Annotated in this window: 22 protein-coding genes and 2 tRNA genes; 15 read left to right on the forward strand and 9 right to left on the reverse strand. The window is 59.3% G+C overall.

Annotated features, from left to right (window positions below; translation table 11 throughout):
* Positions 1–78 precede the first annotated feature (78 nt).
* The 4 genes from BLU01_RS27710 to ada all read left to right on the forward strand — a co-directional run bounded on the left by BLU01_RS27710 (position 79) and on the right by ada (position 3,051).
* Positions 79–255 (forward strand): hypothetical protein, encoded by a 177-nt coding sequence (locus BLU01_RS27710; RefSeq protein ID WP_092269052.1) that lies wholly within the window; start codon positions 79–81, stop codon positions 253–255.
* 267 nt (positions 256–522) lie between these two features.
* Entirely contained in the window at positions 523–1,224 is a 702-nt protein-coding gene (locus tag BLU01_RS00010; RefSeq protein WP_092269055.1) for a 2OG-Fe(II) oxygenase, read from the forward strand.
* The gene (gene alkB / locus BLU01_RS00015; protein ID WP_092269058.1) at positions 1,214–1,894 is read left to right on the forward strand and encodes a DNA oxidative demethylase AlkB; all 681 of its coding nucleotides are present in this window, start codon (positions 1,214–1,216) and stop codon (positions 1,892–1,894) included. The genes BLU01_RS00010 and alkB overlap by 11 nt, the downstream gene beginning before the upstream one ends.
* Positions 1,895–1,980: 86 nt before the next feature.
* Positions 1,981–3,051, forward strand: a complete 1,071-nt coding sequence (gene ada, locus BLU01_RS00020; RefSeq protein ID WP_092269061.1) for a bifunctional DNA-binding transcriptional regulator/O6-methylguanine-DNA methyltransferase Ada — start codon at positions 1,981–1,983, stop codon at positions 3,049–3,051.
* A 4-nt stretch (positions 3,052–3,055) separates the two neighbouring features.
* Here ada and acuI read toward each other — a convergent pair whose 3' ends face one another.
* Positions 3,056–4,039, reverse strand: a complete 984-nt coding sequence (gene acuI / locus BLU01_RS00025; protein WP_092269064.1) for an acrylyl-CoA reductase (NADPH) — start codon at positions 4,037–4,039, stop codon at positions 3,056–3,058.
* A 324-nt stretch (positions 4,040–4,363) separates the two neighbouring features.
* Here acuI and BLU01_RS00030 point away from each other — a divergent pair, with 324 nt between their 5' ends.
* From BLU01_RS00030 to BLU01_RS00065, 8 genes are all read left to right on the forward strand, one after another.
* Positions 4,364–5,428, forward strand: a complete 1,065-nt coding sequence (locus BLU01_RS00030) for an NAD(P)H-dependent flavin oxidoreductase (RefSeq protein ID WP_092269066.1) — start codon at positions 4,364–4,366, stop codon at positions 5,426–5,428.
* A gap of 241 nt (positions 5,429–5,669) precedes the next feature.
* A complete protein-coding gene (gene modA / locus BLU01_RS00035) occupies positions 5,670–6,437 on the forward strand; it encodes a molybdate ABC transporter substrate-binding protein (RefSeq protein ID WP_092269069.1) in 768 nt (255 codons plus the stop codon).
* The gene (gene modB / locus BLU01_RS00040) at positions 6,438–7,118 is read left to right on the forward strand and encodes a molybdate ABC transporter permease subunit (RefSeq protein WP_092269072.1); all 681 of its coding nucleotides are present in this window, start codon (positions 6,438–6,440) and stop codon (positions 7,116–7,118) included.
* Between the two features lie 3 nt (positions 7,119–7,121).
* Entirely contained in the window at positions 7,122–8,201 is a 1,080-nt protein-coding gene (gene modC, locus BLU01_RS00045) for a molybdenum ABC transporter ATP-binding protein (protein WP_092269075.1), read from the forward strand.
* 75 nt (positions 8,202–8,276) lie between these two features.
* Positions 8,277–9,317: a DNA topoisomerase IB gene (locus BLU01_RS00050; protein ID WP_092269078.1), complete on the forward strand. Its 1,041-nt coding sequence runs from the start codon at positions 8,277–8,279 to the stop codon at positions 9,315–9,317.
* A gap of 163 nt (positions 9,318–9,480) precedes the next feature.
* Positions 9,481–11,136 carry an ABC-F family ATP-binding cassette domain-containing protein gene (locus BLU01_RS00055; protein WP_092269081.1) on the forward strand — a complete coding sequence of 552 codons (1,656 nt, stop codon included), beginning with the start codon at positions 9,481–9,483 and terminating at the stop codon, positions 11,134–11,136.
* 72 nt (positions 11,137–11,208) lie between these two features.
* Entirely contained in the window at positions 11,209–11,430 is a 222-nt protein-coding gene (locus BLU01_RS00060; protein ID WP_092269084.1) for a hypothetical protein, read from the forward strand.
* A gap of 113 nt (positions 11,431–11,543) precedes the next feature.
* Positions 11,544–11,774 carry a hypothetical protein gene (locus BLU01_RS00065; protein WP_092269087.1) on the forward strand — a complete coding sequence of 77 codons (231 nt, stop codon included), beginning with the start codon at positions 11,544–11,546 and terminating at the stop codon, positions 11,772–11,774.
* Between the two features lie 33 nt (positions 11,775–11,807).
* Here BLU01_RS00065 and BLU01_RS00070 read toward each other — a convergent pair whose 3' ends face one another.
* The 5 genes from BLU01_RS00070 to BLU01_RS00090 all read right to left on the reverse strand — a co-directional run bounded on the left by BLU01_RS00070 (position 11,808) and on the right by BLU01_RS00090 (position 13,880).
* Positions 11,808–12,026: a hypothetical protein gene (locus tag BLU01_RS00070; protein ID WP_092269090.1), complete on the reverse strand. Its 219-nt coding sequence runs from the start codon at positions 12,024–12,026 to the stop codon at positions 11,808–11,810.
* A gap of 283 nt (positions 12,027–12,309) precedes the next feature.
* Positions 12,310–12,678: a hypothetical protein gene (locus BLU01_RS00075; protein WP_157720130.1), complete on the reverse strand. Its 369-nt coding sequence runs from the start codon at positions 12,676–12,678 to the stop codon at positions 12,310–12,312.
* A gap of 87 nt (positions 12,679–12,765) precedes the next feature.
* Positions 12,766–12,852: transfer RNA gene (locus BLU01_RS00080), tRNA-Leu, on the reverse strand.
* Positions 12,853–13,116: 264 nt separating this feature from the next.
* Positions 13,117–13,596: a DUF3757 domain-containing protein gene (locus BLU01_RS00085; protein WP_157720131.1), complete on the reverse strand. Its 480-nt coding sequence runs from the start codon at positions 13,594–13,596 to the stop codon at positions 13,117–13,119.
* Between the two features lie 210 nt (positions 13,597–13,806).
* Positions 13,807–13,880, reverse strand: a tRNA-Cys gene (locus BLU01_RS00090).
* 282 nt (positions 13,881–14,162) lie between these two features.
* Here BLU01_RS00090 and BLU01_RS00095 point away from each other — a divergent pair.
* On the forward strand, positions 14,163–15,008 hold the full coding sequence (locus tag BLU01_RS00095) for a GNAT family N-acetyltransferase (RefSeq protein WP_092269099.1): 846 nt from the start codon (positions 14,163–14,165) through the stop codon (positions 15,006–15,008).
* A gap of 88 nt (positions 15,009–15,096) precedes the next feature.
* Here the strand turns inward: BLU01_RS00095 and BLU01_RS00100 are convergent, their stop codons facing one another.
* On the reverse strand, positions 15,097–16,002 hold the full coding sequence (locus BLU01_RS00100) for a helix-turn-helix domain-containing protein (protein WP_092281392.1): 906 nt from the start codon (positions 16,000–16,002) through the stop codon (positions 15,097–15,099).
* Between the two features lie 240 nt (positions 16,003–16,242).
* Here BLU01_RS00100 and BLU01_RS00105 point away from each other — a divergent pair, with 240 nt between their 5' ends.
* Together BLU01_RS00105 and BLU01_RS00110 are read left to right on the forward strand one after the other, a co-directional pair.
* On the forward strand, positions 16,243–17,016 hold the full coding sequence (locus BLU01_RS00105) for an L-iditol 2-dehydrogenase (RefSeq protein WP_092269102.1): 774 nt from the start codon (positions 16,243–16,245) through the stop codon (positions 17,014–17,016).
* A gap of 79 nt (positions 17,017–17,095) precedes the next feature.
* Positions 17,096–17,527, forward strand: coding sequence for a hypothetical protein (locus tag BLU01_RS00110; RefSeq protein WP_092269105.1), 432 nt, complete (start codon positions 17,096–17,098; stop codon positions 17,525–17,527).
* 61 nt (positions 17,528–17,588) lie between these two features.
* Here BLU01_RS00110 and BLU01_RS00115 read toward each other — a convergent pair whose 3' ends face one another.
* Together BLU01_RS00115 and nadE are read right to left on the reverse strand one after the other, a co-directional pair.
* On the reverse strand, positions 17,589–18,242 hold the full coding sequence (locus tag BLU01_RS00115) for a peroxiredoxin (RefSeq protein WP_092269108.1): 654 nt from the start codon (positions 18,240–18,242) through the stop codon (positions 17,589–17,591).
* Between the two features lie 106 nt (positions 18,243–18,348).
* A complete protein-coding gene (nadE, locus tag BLU01_RS00120; protein ID WP_092269112.1) occupies positions 18,349–19,191 on the reverse strand; it encodes an ammonia-dependent NAD(+) synthetase in 843 nt (280 codons plus the stop codon).
* Between the last annotated feature and the right edge of the window lies 1 nt (position 19,192).

Genomic DNA, 19,192 nt, shown 5'->3' on the forward strand with positions numbered 1-19,192 from the left:
ACTCAATCAAGATCGTCCGCCGCTCCAGCACCAAATTGAGCTGAGCCGCACCCACACACGCAAACAGGCAGACCTGACATGACCGTGGCCCAAACGACCAAGTACGTCATCAAATACAAACTTAACGGTGAGCGCCGCTTCGAATTTGCCCAGCTTGTAGACGGCACCGAAGAGGAAGCCAAAGCCGCGCTGGACGCGATTCATGGCCAGAGCGACGACGTGATCAGCGAAATTGCTGTCAGCAAAGCGCTGTAACACTCGCAACTCTCCTGCTTGATGAAGACTCTTTGTGGGAGCGAGCGTGTTCGCGATTGCAATGGGTCGGGCGGCATTGATGTCGACTGACACGCCCTCATCGCGAGCAAGCTCGCTCCCACAGGGGCGTGACAGCAGAACATTGTCGGGAGCGACCACCTGGACGTCACCGCCCCCGCCGCAAAATTCGAGCGCAAGCGCCGGGGTGTTCGCTCAGCGCACACGCCCTAGTCTGGCCACCTCAACCTACGGTTCAGGAGTCACGACATGCCCACTTGCGTGGAATCGGCGGATTGGCCGGCGCTTGAACAGCAACTCGATCAGGACGGCTGCGCGATTGTGCGCTCACTGTTAAGCCATCAGGCGTGCGACGAAATCAGTGCGTTGTACGCCCAACAGGAGCCTTTCCGTTCGCAGGTCATGATGGCTCGCCACGGCTTCGGGCGCGGGCAATACAAGTATTTCAAATACCCGTTGCCCGACGTGGTGAGTCAGCTACGCGATACGCTGTACCCGCGCCTGGTGCCGATCGCCAATCGCTGGTACGAGCACATGAGCTTGCCGACGCGTTTCCCCGAACGTCACGCGCAGTTCATCGAGCGCTGCCACGCCGCTGGTCAGGAGCGCCCTACCCCGTTGTTGCTGCAATACGGTGCGCAGGATTACAACTGTTTGCATCAGGACCTGTACGGTGAACACGTTTTCCCACTGCAAGTAGCGATTCTTCTGTCAGAGCCGCAGCAAGACTTCACCGGTGGCGAGTTTGTGTTGACCGAGCAACGTCCGCGCATGCAGTCCCGGCCTCAGGTCATTGGCCTGAGCAAAGGAGATGCGCTGATCTTTGCCGTCAGCCAGCGCCCGGTCAAAGGCCTTCGCGGTTATTACCGGGTGACCCTGCGCCACGGCGTCAGTCGCCTGCACAGCGGCAATCGCCATACCCTTGGAATCATTTTTCACGATGCGTTATGAAACCATGAGCCCGACCACCCTCGACCTGTTCGCTGATGACGAGCCACAGCAAACGCCACGGCGCGAGCAGATCGGCGAACAGTCCTACGTGCTGCGCGGCTTTGCCCTGCCTCTGCTTGACCGATTGCTGCCAGCGCTGGAAGCCGTGCTGTCGGCCGCGCCTTTCCGGCAAATGGTCACGCCGGGCGGTTTTACCATGTCGGTGGCGCTGAGCAGTTGCGGTGCGCTGGGCTGGACCACCGACCGCAGCGGTTACCGTTACACGCGTCACGATCCGCAAACCGGACAACCGTGGCCAGCCATGCCACCGGCGTTTTTCGAACTGGCGCAAGCGGCAGCACAGGAAGCAGGATTTGCTGACTTTGTGCCGGATTCCTGCCTGATCAATCGTTATATCCCTGGGGCGAAGATGTCTTTGCATCAGGATAAAAACGAAGGTTCCTACGCCGCGCCTATCGTCTCAGTGTCACTGGGCTTGCCGGCGATGTTTCAGTTTGGTGGTTTCGAGCGCAGCGACAAAACCCAGCGCGTGCCGTTGTTCCACGGCGACGTGGTGGTCTGGGGCGGCGTTGATCGCTTGCGTTACCACGGCGTTTTGCCGATCAAGGACGGCCAGCATCCGCAACTGGGCGAACAACGGATCAACTTCACTTTTCGGCTCGCCGGATGAGTTTGCGAGTTTGACCGCAAGACCCGGAGTGCTGCTTTACTGTCGGCTGATTAACCTGAGCGAAACCAGTCCACGGACCTGAAGCCATGAGCACCTCCATCAGCAAAACCACGCCCACCACCGAAAACGACCCACGCTGGGCTGCGGTGGTCGCGCGCGATCCCAAGGCTGACGCACAGTTTGTCTACGCGGTGAAAACCACCGGCATCTATTGCCGCCCGAGCAGCCTGGCGCGCTTGCCGAAACCGCAGAACGTGGAATTTTTCGACACTGCCGAGCAAGCCCAGGCCGCCGGTTACCGCCCGAGCAAACGCGCAGCGAAGGACCAGAGCGAGGTCGCCGCGCAACATGCCGCCACGGTCGCGGCGGCGTGTCGGCAGATCGAATCGGCGGAAAATTTGCCTGCGCTAAGCGAACTGGCGGATGCCGCTGGGTTGAGCAGTTTCCACTTTCATCGCGTATTCAAAGCCGTCACCGGTCTGACGCCCAAGGGTTACGCCAGCGCCCACCGCTCACGCCGGGTTCGTGAACGCTTGAGCGACGGTGGCTCGGTGACCGACGCGCTGTACGACGCAGGTTTCAATTCCAATAGCCGGTTCTACGAATCCGCCGATCACCTGCTGGGGATGAAACCGGGTGATTACCGCGCCGAGGGCCAGAACAACGACATTCGTTTTGCGGTCGGGCAATGCTCGTTGGGAGCAATTCTGGTGGCGCAAAGCGCACGCGGGATCTGCGCGATTTTGCTTGGCGACGATCCGCATCAGTTGGTCTGTGACCTGCAGGACAAATTCCGCCGCGCCAACCTGATCGGCGCTGATCACGAGTTTGAGCAGTTGATCGCTCAGGTCGTCGGGTTTATCGAAGCACCGGCAATTGGCCTCGACTTGCCGCTGGACGTGCGCGGCACGGTGTTTCAGGAACGGGTCTGGCAGGCACTGCGTGAAATCCCGGTCGGCAGCACCGCCAGTTACGCCGACATCGCCCTGCGTATCGGCTCGCCGAAAGCCGTGCGCGCCGTGGCCCAGGCCTGCGGCGCGAACAGTCTGGCGGTGGCGATCCCGTGTCACCGCGTGGTGCGCAGTGACGGCAATCTCTCGGGTTATCGCTGGGGCGTCGAGCGCAAACGGCAGCTGCTGGAGCGCGAAGGCCAGTAATCCTTCAGCGATTCACATCCACCACCACGCGGCCGCGCAATTGGCCGGCGAGCAATTTCGGCGCGGCTGCGATGGCTTCACTGAGACCAATCTCGTGGCTGATCAGCGGCAGCAAAGCGAAGTCCAGATCCGCGGCCAGACGGTTCCAGGCCATTACGCGTTTGGCTTTGGGCTGGGTCACGCTGTTGATGCCGGCGAGGGTCACTCCGCGCAGAATGAACGGCGCGACCGAGGCCGGAAAATCCATGCCCTGGGCCAATCCGCACGCGGCGACCGTGCCGTTAGCTTTGGTACTGGCGCAGGCGTTGGCCAGCGTGTGGCTGCCGACCGAATCGATGACCGCTGCCCAGCGTTCCTTGGCCAGCGGCTTGCCCGGCTCGGATAAGGTCGCGCGGTCGATGATTTCGCTGGCGCCGAGCTGTTTGAGGTAATCGTGCTCCGAAGTGCGACCGGTCGAGGCCACGACGGTGTAGCCAAGCTTGCTCAACAACGCGATGGCGAAACTGCCTACACCGCCATTCGCGCCGGTCACCAGCACTTCACCCTGCTGCGGGGCGACGCCATTGTGCTCCAGCGCCAGAATGCTCAGCATCGCCGTGTAACCGGCGGTGCCGATTGCCATGGCTTGCGCCGGTGTGAAGGCCTTTGGCAGCGCAATCAACCAGTCGCCGTTGAGCCGCGCTTTCTGCGCCAATCCGCCCCAATGCCCTTCACCCACGCCCCAACCGTTAAGCAGGACAAGTTCGCCGACCTTGTAGTCCGGATGCTCGCTGGCTTCGACGCTGCCTGCCAGATCAATCCCCGGCACCATGGGGAATTTTCGCACCACCGGACTGCTGCCAGTGATCGCCAGACCGTCCTTGAAATTCAACGTGCTGTACGCCACGCGCACGGTGACATCGCCCTCGGGCAATTGCTCTTCATTGATTTCCTGCAGTGTGGCCCGATAACCGCTGTCGTCTTTGTCGATCAAAATACCGTTGAACATCGCTGCCTCCCGAGGGGTTTGCTGAGGTTGGAGTGCCCATCAAATAACACAAAGCAACACATTGCCCTACCCGACTTTCCGCCAATCGCCAAATCCGCCGGGCGTTTCCATGAGCGCCGACTATGCTTTTTTTTCGGCCGGCAAATCCGTGAAAAACTTTGCTGTTGATTGAGCTGGCAATGCCCAGCCTGCGCGCATTTAACTGGTCAAGGCTTCATAAAAACAGACGCCACCGTTCAGAAAAACCAACTGGCGTGAGACTGGCCATAGCTGTTACAAAACCGACATTAACCTCCCTGCCCTCACCGTCGGAGAAGCAAGCACATGAGCCAGTGGCCAGATACGCGCATTCTTGACCTGCTCGGGATCGAGCTGCCGATTATCCAGGCGCCAATGGCCGGCGCGACCGATTCCGCGATGGTCATTGCTGCGAGCAACGCTGGCGGCCTGGGCTCGATGCCTGCGGCGATGCTCAGCGTCGAGCAATTGCGCGAAGAGCTGAAAACCATTCGCCAGCAGAGCCAGCGCCCGTTCAACGTCAACTTCTTCTGTCATCAACCGCCGGCGCCGGACGAGCAAAAGGCTGACGCATGGAAAAATCTGCTGGAGCCCTACTACCGCGAATTGGGCGCCGATTTCGATGCGCCGACGCCGGTGTCCAATCGCGCGCCGTTCGATGAGACGGCGTGCGCCGTGATCGAAGAGTTTCGCCCCGAAGTCGTCAGTTTCCACTTTGGTCTGCCGCAGCAGGCGCTGCTGGAACGGGTCAAAGCCACCGGCGCGAAGATTCTGTCCTCGGCCACCACTGTCGAAGAGGCGGTGTGGCTGGAGCAGCACGGCTGCGACGCGATTATCGCCATGGGTTACGAGGCCGGCGGCCATCGCGGGATGTTTCTCAGCGATGACTTGAGCAGCCAGGTCGGCACGTTCGCGCTGTTGCCGCAGGTGGTTGACGCAGTGAAGGTGCCGGTGATCGCTGCTGGCGGGATCGGCGACGTGCGCGGGATTGTTGCCGCGTTTCACCTTGGCGCGTCGGCGGTGCAATTGGGTACGGCGTACCTGTTTACGCCCGAAGCCAGAATCAGCGCGGCGCACCACAAGGCGTTGCGCACGGCTAAGGAAAGCGAAACGGCGATGACCAATCTCTTCACCGGCCGGCCGGCGCGGGGGATTCTCAACCGGGTGATGCGCGAGATCGGGCCGATGAGCGACAAGGCGCCGGCGTTCCCGTTGGCCGGTGGCGCGCTGTTGCCGCTGCGGGCGAAGGATCCGGCGGACTTCGCCAACCTTTGGGCTGGGCAGGCGTTTACCCTAGGTATCGAGCTGACCACTGCAGAACTGACCCGGCGCTTCGCCGAAGAAGCATTGGCCAAACTGACCCACCACTAACCTCCTCACCCAACAAATCACCTGTAGGAGTGAGCCTGCTCGCGATAGCGGACTTCCAAATCAACAAGATGCCGAATGTCCCAACCGCCATCGCGAGCGAGCTCAGCTCCCACCAAGTTCAGCACCCACCAAGTTCAGCACCTACATTGAGCACAAGTTAAAACCGGCAAGTTCCGTTCACAGGCATTTCGCTATATATTCCGCTATATAGCGTTCACCCCAATAACAACGGAGCCGTTTCATGACCATTCGTGCCTCACGTTTTGCCCCCACTTGCCTCGCCAGCCTGCTCGCAATATTCGCGTTCGGCTCGGCCCAGGCCGATGAAGTCCAGGTCGCAGTAGCCGCCAACTTCACCGCGCCGATCCAGGCAATCGCCGCCGATTTCGAAAAAGACACCGGGCACAAACTGGTCGCAGCCTATGGCGCAACCGGGCAGTTCTACACCCAGATCAAAAACGGCGCGCCGTTCGAAGTGTTCCTCTCGGCCGACGACAGCACCCCGCAAAAACTCGAAAACGAAGGCGAAATCGTCATAGGCTCGCGCTTCACCTACGCCATCGGCACCCTGGCGCTGTGGTCGGCCAAAGAAGGCTATGTCGATGCCAACGGCGAGGTGCTGAAAAACAACGCGTACCAGCACCTGTCCATCGCCAACCCGAAAGCCGCGCCGTATGGTCTGGCCGCGACCCAGGTGTTGGCCAAGCAAGGCCTGACCGACAAGGTCAAAAGTAAAATCGTCGAAGGCCAGAACATCACCCAGGCTTATCAATTTGTTTCCACCGGCAACGCTGAACTGGGTTTTGTAGCCTTGTCGCAGATCTACAAAGACGGCAAAGTCACCAGCGGCTCAGCCTGGATCGTTCCAGCGCAACTGCACGACCCAATCAAACAAGACGCGGTGATCCTCAACAAAGGCAAGGACAACCCGGCCGCCAAGGCACTGGTTGACTACCTCAAGGGGCCAAAAGCTGCGGCTGTCATCAAGTCCTACGGTTATCAACTCTAAATGACGCTGACGAGTGCCGACTTTTCCGCCATCTGGCTGACCCTGAAACTGGCGTCCCTGACGACCGTGATCCTGCTGGTCATCGGCACTCCGATTGCGTTGTGGCTGTCGCGCACCCGCTCGTGGTGGCGCGGCCCGGTCGGGGCCATCGTCGCCCTGCCGCTGGTATTGCCGCCGACGGTGATTGGCTTCTATTTATTACTGGCGCTCGGGCCTCACGGCTTCATCGGCCAGTTCACCCAAGCGCTGGGGCTCGGCACGCTGACTTTCAGTTTTGCCGGACTGGTGATCGGCTCGGTGCTGTATTCGATGCCGTTTGTGGTGCAGCCGCTGCAAAACGCTTTTGCCGCCATCGGCACTCGCCCATTGGAAGTCGCCGCAACGCTGCGCGCCAATCCGTGGGACACATTTTTCAGCGTGATCCTGCCACTGGCGCGCCCCGGTTTCATCACCGCGGCGATCCTCGGTTTTGCCCACACGGTCGGCGAATTCGGCGTGGTGCTGATGATCGGCGGCAATATCCCGGACAAGACCCGCGTAGTTTCGGTGCAGATCTACGATCACGTCGAAGCCATGGAATACGCCCAGGCGCACTGGCTGGCCGGGGCCATGCTGGTGTTCTCATTCCTTGTGTTGCTGGCGCTGTATTCCAGCCGTAAAACCAAAACGGCCTGGAGCTGATTGATGATTCTCACGCGCCTGAAACTCAGCTATTCCGGTTTCTCCCTCGACGTCGACCTGCAATTGCCCGGTCGCGGCGTCAGCGCACTGTATGGGCATTCTGGCTCGGGCAAGACTACGTGCCTGCGCTGCATCGCCGGCCTGGAGCGCGCCGAAGAAGGCTTTATTCAGGTCAACGATGAAGTCTGGCAGGACAGCAGCCAGAATATTTTCGTGCCGCCGCATAAACGCGCGATTGGTTACGTGTTTCAGGAAGCCAGCCTGTTCGCGCATTTATCGGTGCTGGCCAATCTCGAATTCGGCCTCAAGCGCATCGCCAAATCGCAGCGCCGCGTCGACATGGCCCATGCCACCGAACTGCTCGGCATCGCGCATCTGCTCGACCGTCATCCGCAGAATCTGTCCGGCGGCGAGCGCCAGCGCGTCGGCATCGCCCGCGCCCTGCTGACCAGCCCGAAATTGCTGCTGATGGACGAACCGCTTGCCGCCCTCGACAGTCAGCGTAAAAACGAAATCCTGCCGTACCTGCAACGTCTGCACGACGAACTGGACATACCAGTGCTGTACGTCAGCCACTCGCAGGATGAAGTGGCGCGGCTGGCCGATCACCTCGTGCTGCTGAGTGACGGCAAAGCCTTGGCCAGCGGACCGATTGGCGAAACCCTGGCGCGGCTCGACTTGCCGCTGGCCTTGGGCGACGACGCGGGCGTGGTGATTGAGGGGCATGCCAGCGCTTATGACGCCGACTATCAATTGCTGACCCTGCAACTGCCGAATACCGAGCTGAGCATCCGCGTCGCGCATTCGCCGATGGCCGACGGTCAGGCGCTGCGCTGCAAGGTTCAGGCGCGCGATGTCAGCCTCAGCCAGCACGGCGTCGAGCAAAGCAGCATTCTCAATCGCCTGCCGGTGACGGTGGTCAGCGAGCAACCTGCCGATAACGCGGCGCACGTGTTGATTCGCCTGGACGCCGGCGGCTCGCCACTGTTGGCGCGCATTACGCGGTATTCACGGGATCAGTTGTGCATCCATCCGGGGCAACAACTCTGGGCGCAAATCAAGGCTGTGGCCGTCCTCGCGTAAATCCGTCGGCACCAACCGCAATCGCGCGCGGTCAATCCTGTACACGCCTTCTTATTGTTGCCCAGGACTACTGCCATGCCCGATACCGCGCTGACCGATGTGTTGCCACCCGACCTGCATTATGTCGATGACACCCAGCCCGGTATCACGCGCAAGATATTGCGCGGCAAGTTCTGCTATTTCGATCCGTCGGGCCAGCGCATCAAAGATCCCGACGAAATCAAACGCATCAACGCCCTCGCCGTACCGCCCGCCTACACCAATGTGTGGATCAGCGCCGACCCGCGCGGCCATCTGCAAGCCACCGGGCGCGACGCGCGAGGCCGCAAGCAATACCGTTATCACGCGCGTTGGCGCGAGGTGCGCGATGCCGACAAATACTCGCGCCTACGCGATTTCGGCATGGCCCTGCCGAAGCTGCGCAAACAACTGGAAGCCCTGCTGGAGGCGCCCGGTTTCAGCCGTGACAAGGTTATGGCCACGGTGATTACCTTGCTCGACGCGACGTTGATCCGGGTCGGCAACACGCAATATGCCCGCGATAACCGCTCGTATGGATTGACCACACTGCGCAACCAGCATGTCGAGGTCAACGGCAGCGCGATCCTGTTCCAGTTTCGCGGCAAGAGCGGCGTCGAACATCAGATCACCGTGAAAGACCGCCGCTTGGCGCGGATCGTCAAGCGTTGCCTGGAAATCCCCGGGCAAAACCTGTTTCAGTACCTCGACGAAAACGGCGAGCGCCACTCAATCACTTCTTCCGACGTCAACGCTTACCTGCAAACCCTCACCGGCGCCGATTTCACCGCCAAGGATTACCGCACCTGGGCGGGCAGCGCGTTAGCGTTGTCGGTGCTGCGCGAGTTGCATTGGGAGCCGGAATCCGATGCCAAGCGGCATGTGGTGGAAATGGTCAAGAACGTCGCCAAACAGTTGGGCAACACCCCGGCCGTGTGCCGCAAATGCTACATCCACCCGGCGGTGGTCGATGGCTTCTTGCTGGGCTCGCTGGCCGAATTGCCACGCTCGCGAGTGCGCAAAGGCCTGCGAGCAGAGGAAGTCGGGCTGGCGATTTTCCTTGAGAAAATGGTCGAAGCCGCGGAAAAAGCTTCATAGCCGCACTGTTCGAGGACTTGCTCGAATGCAAGTCCTCGTCTAGCCTGACGACCTTTCCTTCTCGCAGGACGACCGCCAACGTGAACAACTAAGCCTTCCAAAATGTTCCCGCGACAAGCCGCTACGGCGCTTGTTGGTTTTTCGACATTTTCCGGAGGTGCCGATGACTCAAGTCACGCGTCTGCCTGCTCTCGTCTCCCTGAACCAACTGGGTTTCCAGTTTGCCAACGGCGAGACACTTTTCGATTCACTGAACCTCAGCTTCGACCGCGTCCCCAGCGCTATCGTCGGGCGCAATGGCGTCGGCAAAAGCGTGCTCGGACGCTTGATTGCCGGGCAACTCACACCCACCGCCGGCAGCCTGACTCGCCAAGCCAGCGTCGCTTATGTCGCGCAAACGTTTCCAATCATTGAAGGGCAAACCGTCGCCGAATCCACCGGTTGCGCCCCAGCGCTGCAAGCCCTCGCGCGATTGAATCTCGGGCACGCCTCCAGTGAGGATTTCGACACTCTGGCCGACCGTTGGGATTTGCCTGAGCGGCTGCGGCAGTTGCTGGACGAGGCTGGTCTTGCGGACATTGCTTTTGAGCAACTGACGCAACAGTTGAGCGGCGGCCAGCAAGCCTGCATCGCACTGATCGGCGCGATGCTTGGGCAGGCGCAACTTCTGGTGCTGGATGAGCCGACCAACCACCTCGACGCAGCGGGACGACATTGGCTGATGCGCAGGCTCGACATGTGGCGCGGCGGTTTGATCGTGATCAGCCATGACCGGCAACTGTTGAACCGCATGCAGCGCATTGTCGAGATAACGCCGCATGGGGCGAGCGTGTTCAGCGGCGATTACTCGGCGTTTCAGCAGCAACGCACTATCGAAAACGCAGCCGTGCAACGAGTCCTTGATCAGGCTCGCAGCGAACGCACACGCGAGCGCAGTCGTTTGCAGCGTGAGCACGACACGGTGCAGCGCCGCGCCGCGTCCACGCGCAAAAAGGCTGATATCGCCAATGTCTCGGGGTTTGAACGAGCGCGGATAAAAAGCGCAGCGGCGGACGCCATGGGGCCGGTGCGCCAAGCGCATCAATCGCGCAAAAACGCGCTTGATCAGCAGGTGCGACAGGCACACGCCAAGGTGTTGCCGGATGAATGCGTAGTGGTCAACCTGCCCGGCGCCGAGGTACCGGCGACGCGCCAGGTGCTGACGCTGATCAACGCGCAATTACCCTGGCTCGCCGCCGACCAACCCGCCACGTATGTGTCTCTGAATATTTGTGGCCCGCTGCGCATTGCGGTCAGCGGTCCGAATGGCTGCGGCAAATCGACCTTGTTGCGAATGCTCGCTGGCCAATTCTCGCCGATCAGCGGTGCATGCATTACGCATGTGCCGAGCGCGTTTCTCGATCAGCAATTGGCGTTGCTGGACGATCGGCGTGCAGTGGTCGAGCAGTTGGGCTTGCTGGACACGCCGCTGGCGGAAGGCCTGTTGCGAAGTTATCTGGCGAATCTGCAACTCGAAGCCAGCCGAGTCACCCGGCCCAGCGGTTCATTGAGTGGTGGTGAACGGCTGAAAGCGGCGCTCGCCATCGCCTTATGGCGCAAGGTGCCGGCGCAATTATTGTTGCTGGACGAACCGACCAATCATCTGGACCTGCAATCCATCGAGGCATTCGAGCACGCCTTGCGCAGCTTCCCCGGCGCGATCATCGCGGTGTCTCACGATCCGGCGTTTCTCGCGGCGCTGGACCCGAGCCACACGCTGCAATGTCAGGCGTCTGGCTGGCAATTGCAGCCGGTCACGCGCAACCAACCGACGAACTGACCTGTGTATTTTTTGCACGATAGCCAAGGGCTTCTATAGTTGATGTGAACACGAATCAGCCACGGTGGTGCCATGGAAGACATTTTCGTCGTGAAGCGCTGCAACAAGATCATCATCCATGGCCGCCGCGCTGGAGAAGTCAGCCACACGCCGCCCGAAGCGGCGGTCTGGTTTCGCATCGCTGACACCCGCACCCGCGGCTTTATCGGCGACGGTTTTGATCTGGAAGAAGACGCGCGACGTGAATGCCGGCAGCTTAATGCCAAGTCGCAAGTCACGGCCCGACAAGGCTAAAGCGCCGGTCTACACTTATTATTTAAGCTGAAGGACCAGCGACGCCACCGGCAGAGCTCGCACCCGCGGGCCCTTTGTTGCATTGCCAGGTTTTCTCTCAACGGAGGTGTGTCATGTCCGAAAAAGAGTCCATCACCACCCTGCTCACCCTGCTTGACTCCCGTCAGGCGCGTCTCGCTGCAGCCTGCAAAGAAATTGCCGACTGGGTTGATCACCAGGGCGGGCACCCGACGGCGCTGAAAATCCGTGATCGCCTGAACGACATCGAAAAGGACACGCCGCTGATTCGCAGCACGCTGTCTTCGTTGCGTCCGGTCGAGCGACCACTGCCACGGTTCAGATAACTTGCCCGCCGCGCATTGCTCGACGGGCAGTAATCAGTTGGCCGGCGGCACCTCAAGCGGCTCGTCGCCGTCGCGACTATTGATAAACGCGTTCCAACGCACGTAAGCGTCGTGTTGGCGTTTGACCGCGTCCTCCCAAAGCGGGCCGGACACTGAGCGGGATGAAATCAATTGCATCATTTCTGATGTTGCAGCATCCAGATTCATCAAAAGCTCGTGTGACTTGATCCGGAAATCATCGACTGATGTCATTTATATCAACCCCATCTGACTTGCTCGCCGACGGCGAAGCAATTGCGTGTGAGGGAATTGAGTCAGGAACATTTGAATGATTCCTGTTAGCCGATAACCGGTAGCGCGCCAGGTGAATCGCTTGAGCGCTCGCGGCCGGGACTTTTCTTGCACATCCCTTTCACATCGCGTTCACAACCCAAGCTCTACTGTGGACCCACTCCTTTTGATAAATCCCCTTGGCCCGCCCGCATGCGGGCCTTTTTTTGTCTGGATTTCGAGCAGCGAACTGAAACGCGCGGAATCACCACTGCCAGAAACGCTTGGGCGGCTTCATGAATGAACACATGAGGCCAAGCGCTGCTCGTCCAGTCACGTCCTGTTCCATTGGGTCTTGAGCCAAGCGAATTTCTTTTTGATACTCCGGCGATTTTTCGGCGAGCAGTGCTTCCTCACCCACCTCGGCGGGTAACTGCATGTCAGGGTCATCGATGGCGTTCCGAATTGTGAATTCGATGCCAGGATACACGTGAGTGCATGCTCTCTGCGCTGCGACGAGTGTCACTGCCATCTCGCGTTCGGTCATTTCCTCTGCCGAGGAAAACGGTACAACGCTTAAACCCATAACCGCGACGCCGAATCCAAAAACAGTCATTTTCATCATTGAAATCAAAACTCAAGCTCCTTGCTAGTGATAAATGGCGAACCCGGAAACGACAAAGGCCTGCATGAGAAACCTCATGCAGGCCTTTGATAAATATGGTGCCCGAAGCCGGAATCGAACCGGCACGCCCTTACGAGCGGGGGATTTTAAGTCCCATGCGTCTACCAATTTCGCCATTCGGGCGGTAGCGCGGTGAAGCGGTCTGAGCGTCGCGACAGCTGTTTGGCTTGGCGACAGTTCTGACGCTGGTGCAGCGGAGGTGGAAATATATACATCCCTCCCCCGTGAAGCAAGTTCGCATATGCACTTTTCAAGACTAAATGCCTCAATGCGGCGCACAGGAAAAAGCTTGATAGATCAAAGGACTACGAAATACGGCAAGGAACAAGGTCGAGGTTGCCGCAGCTACGGAGTGAAAAGCTTGAATCCGCGCACCCAACCCCGTGCTCACTCCAGATAAAACGCGCAGCCAGCGGCTTCTTTACTGTTGCATTCAAGCATTGTCGGCAAAGCACCGTCGGCAGATTTGCTCCACTGCGAGGCCAGTTCGATCCACATCCCTTGTTGGTAGTTTTTACCCAAGTCCAGGCGCATCGCCAAAAATTGCCCTCCCGACAGCTCATACATGCAGCTACTCAGAATCCCGAGGCCGTTGTATTCGTCCTTGGTCAGCACGAATAAGCCTTTGTGGAAGTCCTTGACCCGATCATTTTGCCCATCAGCCACGGCTCCGATCCATTCAACGCCATCCGTACTCGCGGGCGCGGTAAAGATCCCTGCATTGTTGTGAATATCCTGTGGCAGCGGGCATGATTCCTCGCTGTCCGGCCAGACCGATGTTCGAAAATATTGACTCTGTGCAGTCGCGGAAATCGAAAGAAGCAGCGATGACAAGCAAACAAGCCTCACAAAAATAAGTCTGAACACAACCGCCCTCCGGTCAGAAATGGGGAAGGAGGCTTAGATAGCATTCGCCAGATTATTTATATGTAGGACTTATCCGATATTGAGTAAGAATTCCTGTTGACCGTGATCGGAAGGATCCTTGAGCACTGCCCGAAAACGTCACGTTGCCGGTAGTTTCCAACACACATAAAAAAAGCCCCGTAGATCATTGATCTACAGGGCTTTTAAAAGTGGAGGCCGAGGTCGGAATCGAACCGGCGTAGGCGGATTTGCAATCCGCTGCATAACCATTTTGCTACTCGGCCTCAAACATCGGATGTCAGTAGCACGACACCAGACGCATACAAACGTTGAGTTTCGAGAGACAATTCAATCACTCTCTAACTCTTTGAAAACATTGAGCTTTTTCAGCGGTCAGTGCTTTCGATGGCGTGAATTATGTACTGAATTGCCGAGGGTGGCAACCCCTTGATTTCAAAAAAAATTCTCCGGGGTTGAAGACAGCGCGACAGGGAGGTTTTCATCCTGGCTTCACGCAGGCACCATCACTCCCGCCGTTCGCGCCCATTGTTCAACGGAGACTCGCCATGCCCGCCACTGTTGTTTACCGCCCGATGACCGATGCCGATCTGCCGGCCGCCCTCGCCCTGTCCGAGCAATTGAAGTGGCCACATCGGCTGGACGACTGGGCGATGCTGCTGCGGCTCAGCCTCGGTTTTGTTGCGCTGGATGGGGAACGTCTGATCGGTACGGCATTCACCTGCCCTCAAGGTGATTACGCAACGATTGGCCTGGTGATTGTCAGCAGCGATTACCAAGGCAAAGGCATCGGTCGCGCGTTGATGGAACTGGCGCTGGATGCTTGTCAGACGCGAACGCCAATTCTCAACGCCACCCGCGCCGGCGCGCTGCTGTATGTCAGTCAGGGTTTTGTCGAATTCGGGCAGATTGCGCAGCATCAGGGCTTGGCGCACGCCCCTGCCCTGCAACCATTGGCTGACTCGGAAACTTGCCGCCCGTTGAAGGGTGCCGATCAGCCGCGAGTGCTGGAGCTGGCGAATGCAGCGACCCGAATGGACCGTGGCGCTGTGCTTGATGTTCTGTTTGACGCCGTCGACTATTCGCTCGGCATCGAAAGCGAAGGCCGGTTGCGCGCCTTTGCCCTGTTGCGTGTTTGCGGACGGGGTTTGAGTATTGGCCCGGTGGTTGCGGAGAATCTCGATCAGGCCCGTCATTTGATCGCAGTTTTGCTCGCGCAGGTGCCGGGTGAGTTCGTGCGCATCGATATCCCGGCCGATGGCGGGTTGGGTGATTGGCTGGAAACCGTCGGCCTGATGGCAGTTGATAGCGTTACCCAAATGGCTCGCGGCGGCCCACCGCAAGTAACCGGTGATGTGCGTCAGTTTGCGCTGGTGAGCCAGGCGATTGGTTGAGCACGGCAGCTCTTTTGACTTAGGCCTGCTGCGCAGTCCAACGCGAGCAAGCTCGCTCGCCACAGGCATTTTGTTTGATTGGGCAGTCCTATAAACCTACAGCCACGCTTGCGCGCAACCGCTGCCGGTATTCGCTCGGGGTTTCGTGCATTTCGTGGCGGAAGTGCCGGTTGAAATTCGACAGATTCGCGTAGCCCACTTCAAAACAGATATTCGACACGCTGAGGCCGCTCTGTGCGAGCAATCGGCAGGCGCGCTGCACGCGCAGTTTGCGGGTCAGGTCGACGAAAGTGTGGCCGGTCGAGCGTTTGAAGAATTTCGAGAACGCCGGTTCGCTCATCTGCAGGCGCTGGGCGATCACTGACAGGCGCAGTTCATCGCCGAGGTCGTTGAGGATGTAGTCGAACACGATGCTCATGCGCTCGGCAGTCAGGGCATCGAGCATCGGCGCGTAGTGCAGGCTGGCGAGGGTTTTGCGTTCGCGTTCGGGCGCTGCGGCCAGCACTTGCAGCAGCGCAAGGAACAGGCATAACCGCTCAAACCCCTGGCTCTGGCCAATTTGCTCAAGCAACTGCGCGGCTTTCTCACGCGTGGCACCGCTGAACTCAACACCTTGCGCCGCTTGGCGAAACAGACTTTGCAGCTCACTGAGTTCAGGCACCAGATTGCGCAGTTGCATCAACGCCTGACCATCGAACTGCAACACCACGTCGCGTCCGGCAATCATCTCGCCTTTGCCCAGGTCGCTGATCCAGTCGTGGGGCAATCCCGGCCCGATCAGCGCGACGTGCCCCGCCTCGAACAGACCAATGTAATCGCCCGCGAGCAAGCGGCCGCTGCCCTCGCGGATCAGGTGAATTTCGAATTCGGGATGATGATTCCAGCGCGCCAGATCAAACGGATAGTCGTGCTGATACCAGCGAAAGCTGTGCTGCGGCTCGTTGAGGATCACTTCGAGCGCCGCTGGTTTTTCCGCCATGGTGGTCGAGCTCATCACGATCACGCCTTTGTTATTTTTTTGGTACGGCAAGAATCCCACTGCGATACAGGCCTTGGCTAGCTCGACGTTTGGCGGCGGCTGATACTTTTTTTCCTTCGACCTTGCGGTTAAAAAAGTACCAGTCAGGTGTTGGCCGATGATTTGTGAGGCGCTGGTCGAGCTGCTGTAATCGGCTCGCCATTGCGGCTGACAACAATAAATTCCTGCTGCCGACGCTGCAGAGCGGAGAACACCATGAAACGTTTGCAAGGTAAAAGCACCCTGATCACCGGTTCGGCGCGCGGCATTGGTCGCGCCTTCGCCCAAGCCTATATCGACGAAGGCGCGACCGTGGCCATCGCTGATATCAACCTCGAACGTGCGCAAATCACCGCTGGCGAGCTGGGCCCGAATGCCTACGCCGTGGCAATGGACGTCACTGACCAGACCTCTATCGACGCCGCCATCGCCACGGTGGTCGGCAAGGTCGGCAAGCTCGACATCCTGATCAACAACGCCGCGCTGTTTGACCTCGCGCCTATCACCGAGATCACCCGCGACAGCTTCGATCGGCTGTTCTCGATCAACGTCGCCGGCACGCTGTTTACCCTGCAGGCTGCCGCGCGGCAAATGATCGCGCAGGGGCATGGCGGCAAAATCATCAACATGGCCAGTCAGGCCGGGCGGCGCGGTGAAGCGTTGGTGGCGGTGTATTGCGCGAGCAAAGCAGCGGTGATCAGCCTGACCCAATCGGCCGGGCTGAACCTGATCAAGCACCGGATCAACGTCAACGCGATTGCTCCGGGCGTGGTCGATGGCGAGCACTGGGACGGCGTCGACGCGTTGTTTGCCAAGTACGAAAACCGCCCGCTCGGCGAGAAGAAAAAACTCGTCGGCGACGATGTGCCGCTGGGGCGCATGGCGACGGCGCAAGACTTGGTCGGGATGGCGATTTTCCTCGCTTCGGCGGAAAGCGATTACATCGTCGCGCAGACCTATAACGTCGATGGCGGCAACTGGATGAGCTGATCGAGTACCCGCGCAGCCGGTTCGGCTGGTATTGTGCAGCGCTGTGAAAATACGCCGCATGACTGTGAGGGAATTGACGTTGAGTAATGATGAAAAGTTGACTGGCGACCTGTTCGAAGTCGATAAGCGCCTGGGCCTCAAACCCGTGGTCGACTTCAACAACTATCTGCGGATGGCCTTCGGTGACGGCAAATGCACGTGCATCCGTTGCGTCGAAACCGCCGGTGACCAGACCGATTACGAGTATCAGCACACCTTCAACCTCGACGGCCAGGTGCTCAACCGCCGCTTCGCTTCCACCGCCGGAAGCGACGTTTTAATGGTGTTGAAGAAGGCTTGGCTGTCGTATTCCAAAGCGGAGCTGGAGGTTTACGGCAACCTGGCGCTCGACACGGTCAAGGAATTCGTCGAGCCACAGTTGCACAAACGCCTGCAACCGTTGTTCCTCGCCAGCGGTCTGGTCAAGGACGTCGACGGTAACCTGCAATTGCAACAACAACTGGCGGCCTGACCCAGCACCGGGAGACATCTTAATGCCCCCCGATGCTGCCAGTTGCGAGTCCCTGAACGGATTACTTGGGCTGGGCCACAGTGCGCAGATAAGGTTTCACCGTGGTGAAACCTTCGGGGTATTTCTTGCGTGCGTCTTCATCGGAAACCGAAGTCGGGATGATCACGTCGTCGCCCGGACGCCAGTTCACCGGGGTCGCCACCGTGTGTTTGGCGTTCAGTTGCAGCGCGTCGAGCAGGCGTAATACTTCGTCAAAATTGCGCCCGGCGCTCATCGGGTAGATGAGCATTGCCTTGACCTTCTTGTCCGGGCCGATGATGAACACCGAGCGCACCGTCGCGTTGTCCACGGCGGTGCGCGTGCCGCCGCTGGCGTTCGGGTGGATCATGTCGTAGAGCTTGGCGACCACCAGATTCTCGTCACCGATCATCGGGTAATTGACCGCGTGGCCCTGGGTCTCTTCGATGTCCTTGGCCCAGCTGGCGTGGTTGCTGACCGGGTCGACGCTGAGCCCGACGACCTTGGTGTTGCGCTTGTCGAACTCCGGTTTGAGCCCGGCCATATAGCCCAGTTCAGTGGTGCAGACCGGGGTGAAGTCCTTCGGATGGGAAAACAGAATCGCCCATTTATCGCCGATCCATTGGTGGAAATTCAGTGTGCCTTCAGTGCTTTCAACGGTGAAGTCCGGTGCCTCGTCGCCAATACGGATTGCCATGATGATCTCCTTACGGTGAGGTCGTGGGGGAGCCCAACAGCCTTCGCCAACGGCGTTGAACCTTGTCAACGCGAGACAGTATAGGAGACGGTTTGCGACCTGCCGGTTACTCGCAACTTGCGGTAACAGGAACCCTTGGCAAGGCGCGTTTGTGTGCGGTTTTGCTGTAGGAATTTTCGATGATCTGCCGCGCCTGCGCCGACACTGTTTCGCCCATCAGGTAAGCGTCAATCTCCTCATAAGTGCAGCCATACGCCGCCTCATCGAGCTTGCCCGGCGCCAGTTCTTCGAGGTCGGCGGTCGGTGGTTTGCGCACTAAATGCGTCGGGGCTTGCAGGGCATCGGCGAGCAGGCGCACCTGGGTTTTGGTCAGGCCTGACAGCGGCGCCAGATCGCAGGCGCCATCGCCGAATTTGGTGAAGAACCCCATCAACGCTTCGGCGCCGTGGTCGGTGCCGACGACTAGCCCGCCGCTGAAATTGGCGATCGCATATTGCGCGAGCATCCGCGCCCGCGCCTTGACGTTACCCTTGGCGAAATCCAGCAATTCGGCCGAAGGCTGCAAGCCGTCAATGGCGATGTTGGCCATCAAGCCGTCGACGCACGCGGCGATATTGGCGGTGGTGATCAGGTCCGGGCCGATGAAGTCGAGCGACGCCTGGGCATCTTGCTCATCGGCCTGAGTTTTGTAGGGCAAACGCACGGCAATGAAACGTGCCTGATAGTGTTCGTCGCGCAGTTGCTCGACCGCCATTTGGCACAAGCGCCCGGCGGTCAGCGAATCGACGCCACCGCTGATTCCCAGGACCAAAGCCTTGCAACCGGACTCGCGCAACACCTGTTTGATGAAGCCGATGCGCCGGGCGATTTCTACGCTTTCGCCACCCTTTTTCAGTTGACGGTCGATGCCCAGGTCCCGGGCGATAATGCCTTGCTGTTGTGTGCTCATC

Origin of the sequence: Pseudomonas prosekii (genome assembly GCF_900105155.1) — a bacterium.
GTDB classification, from domain to species: Bacteria; Pseudomonadota; Gammaproteobacteria; order Pseudomonadales; family Pseudomonadaceae; genus Aquipseudomonas; species Aquipseudomonas prosekii.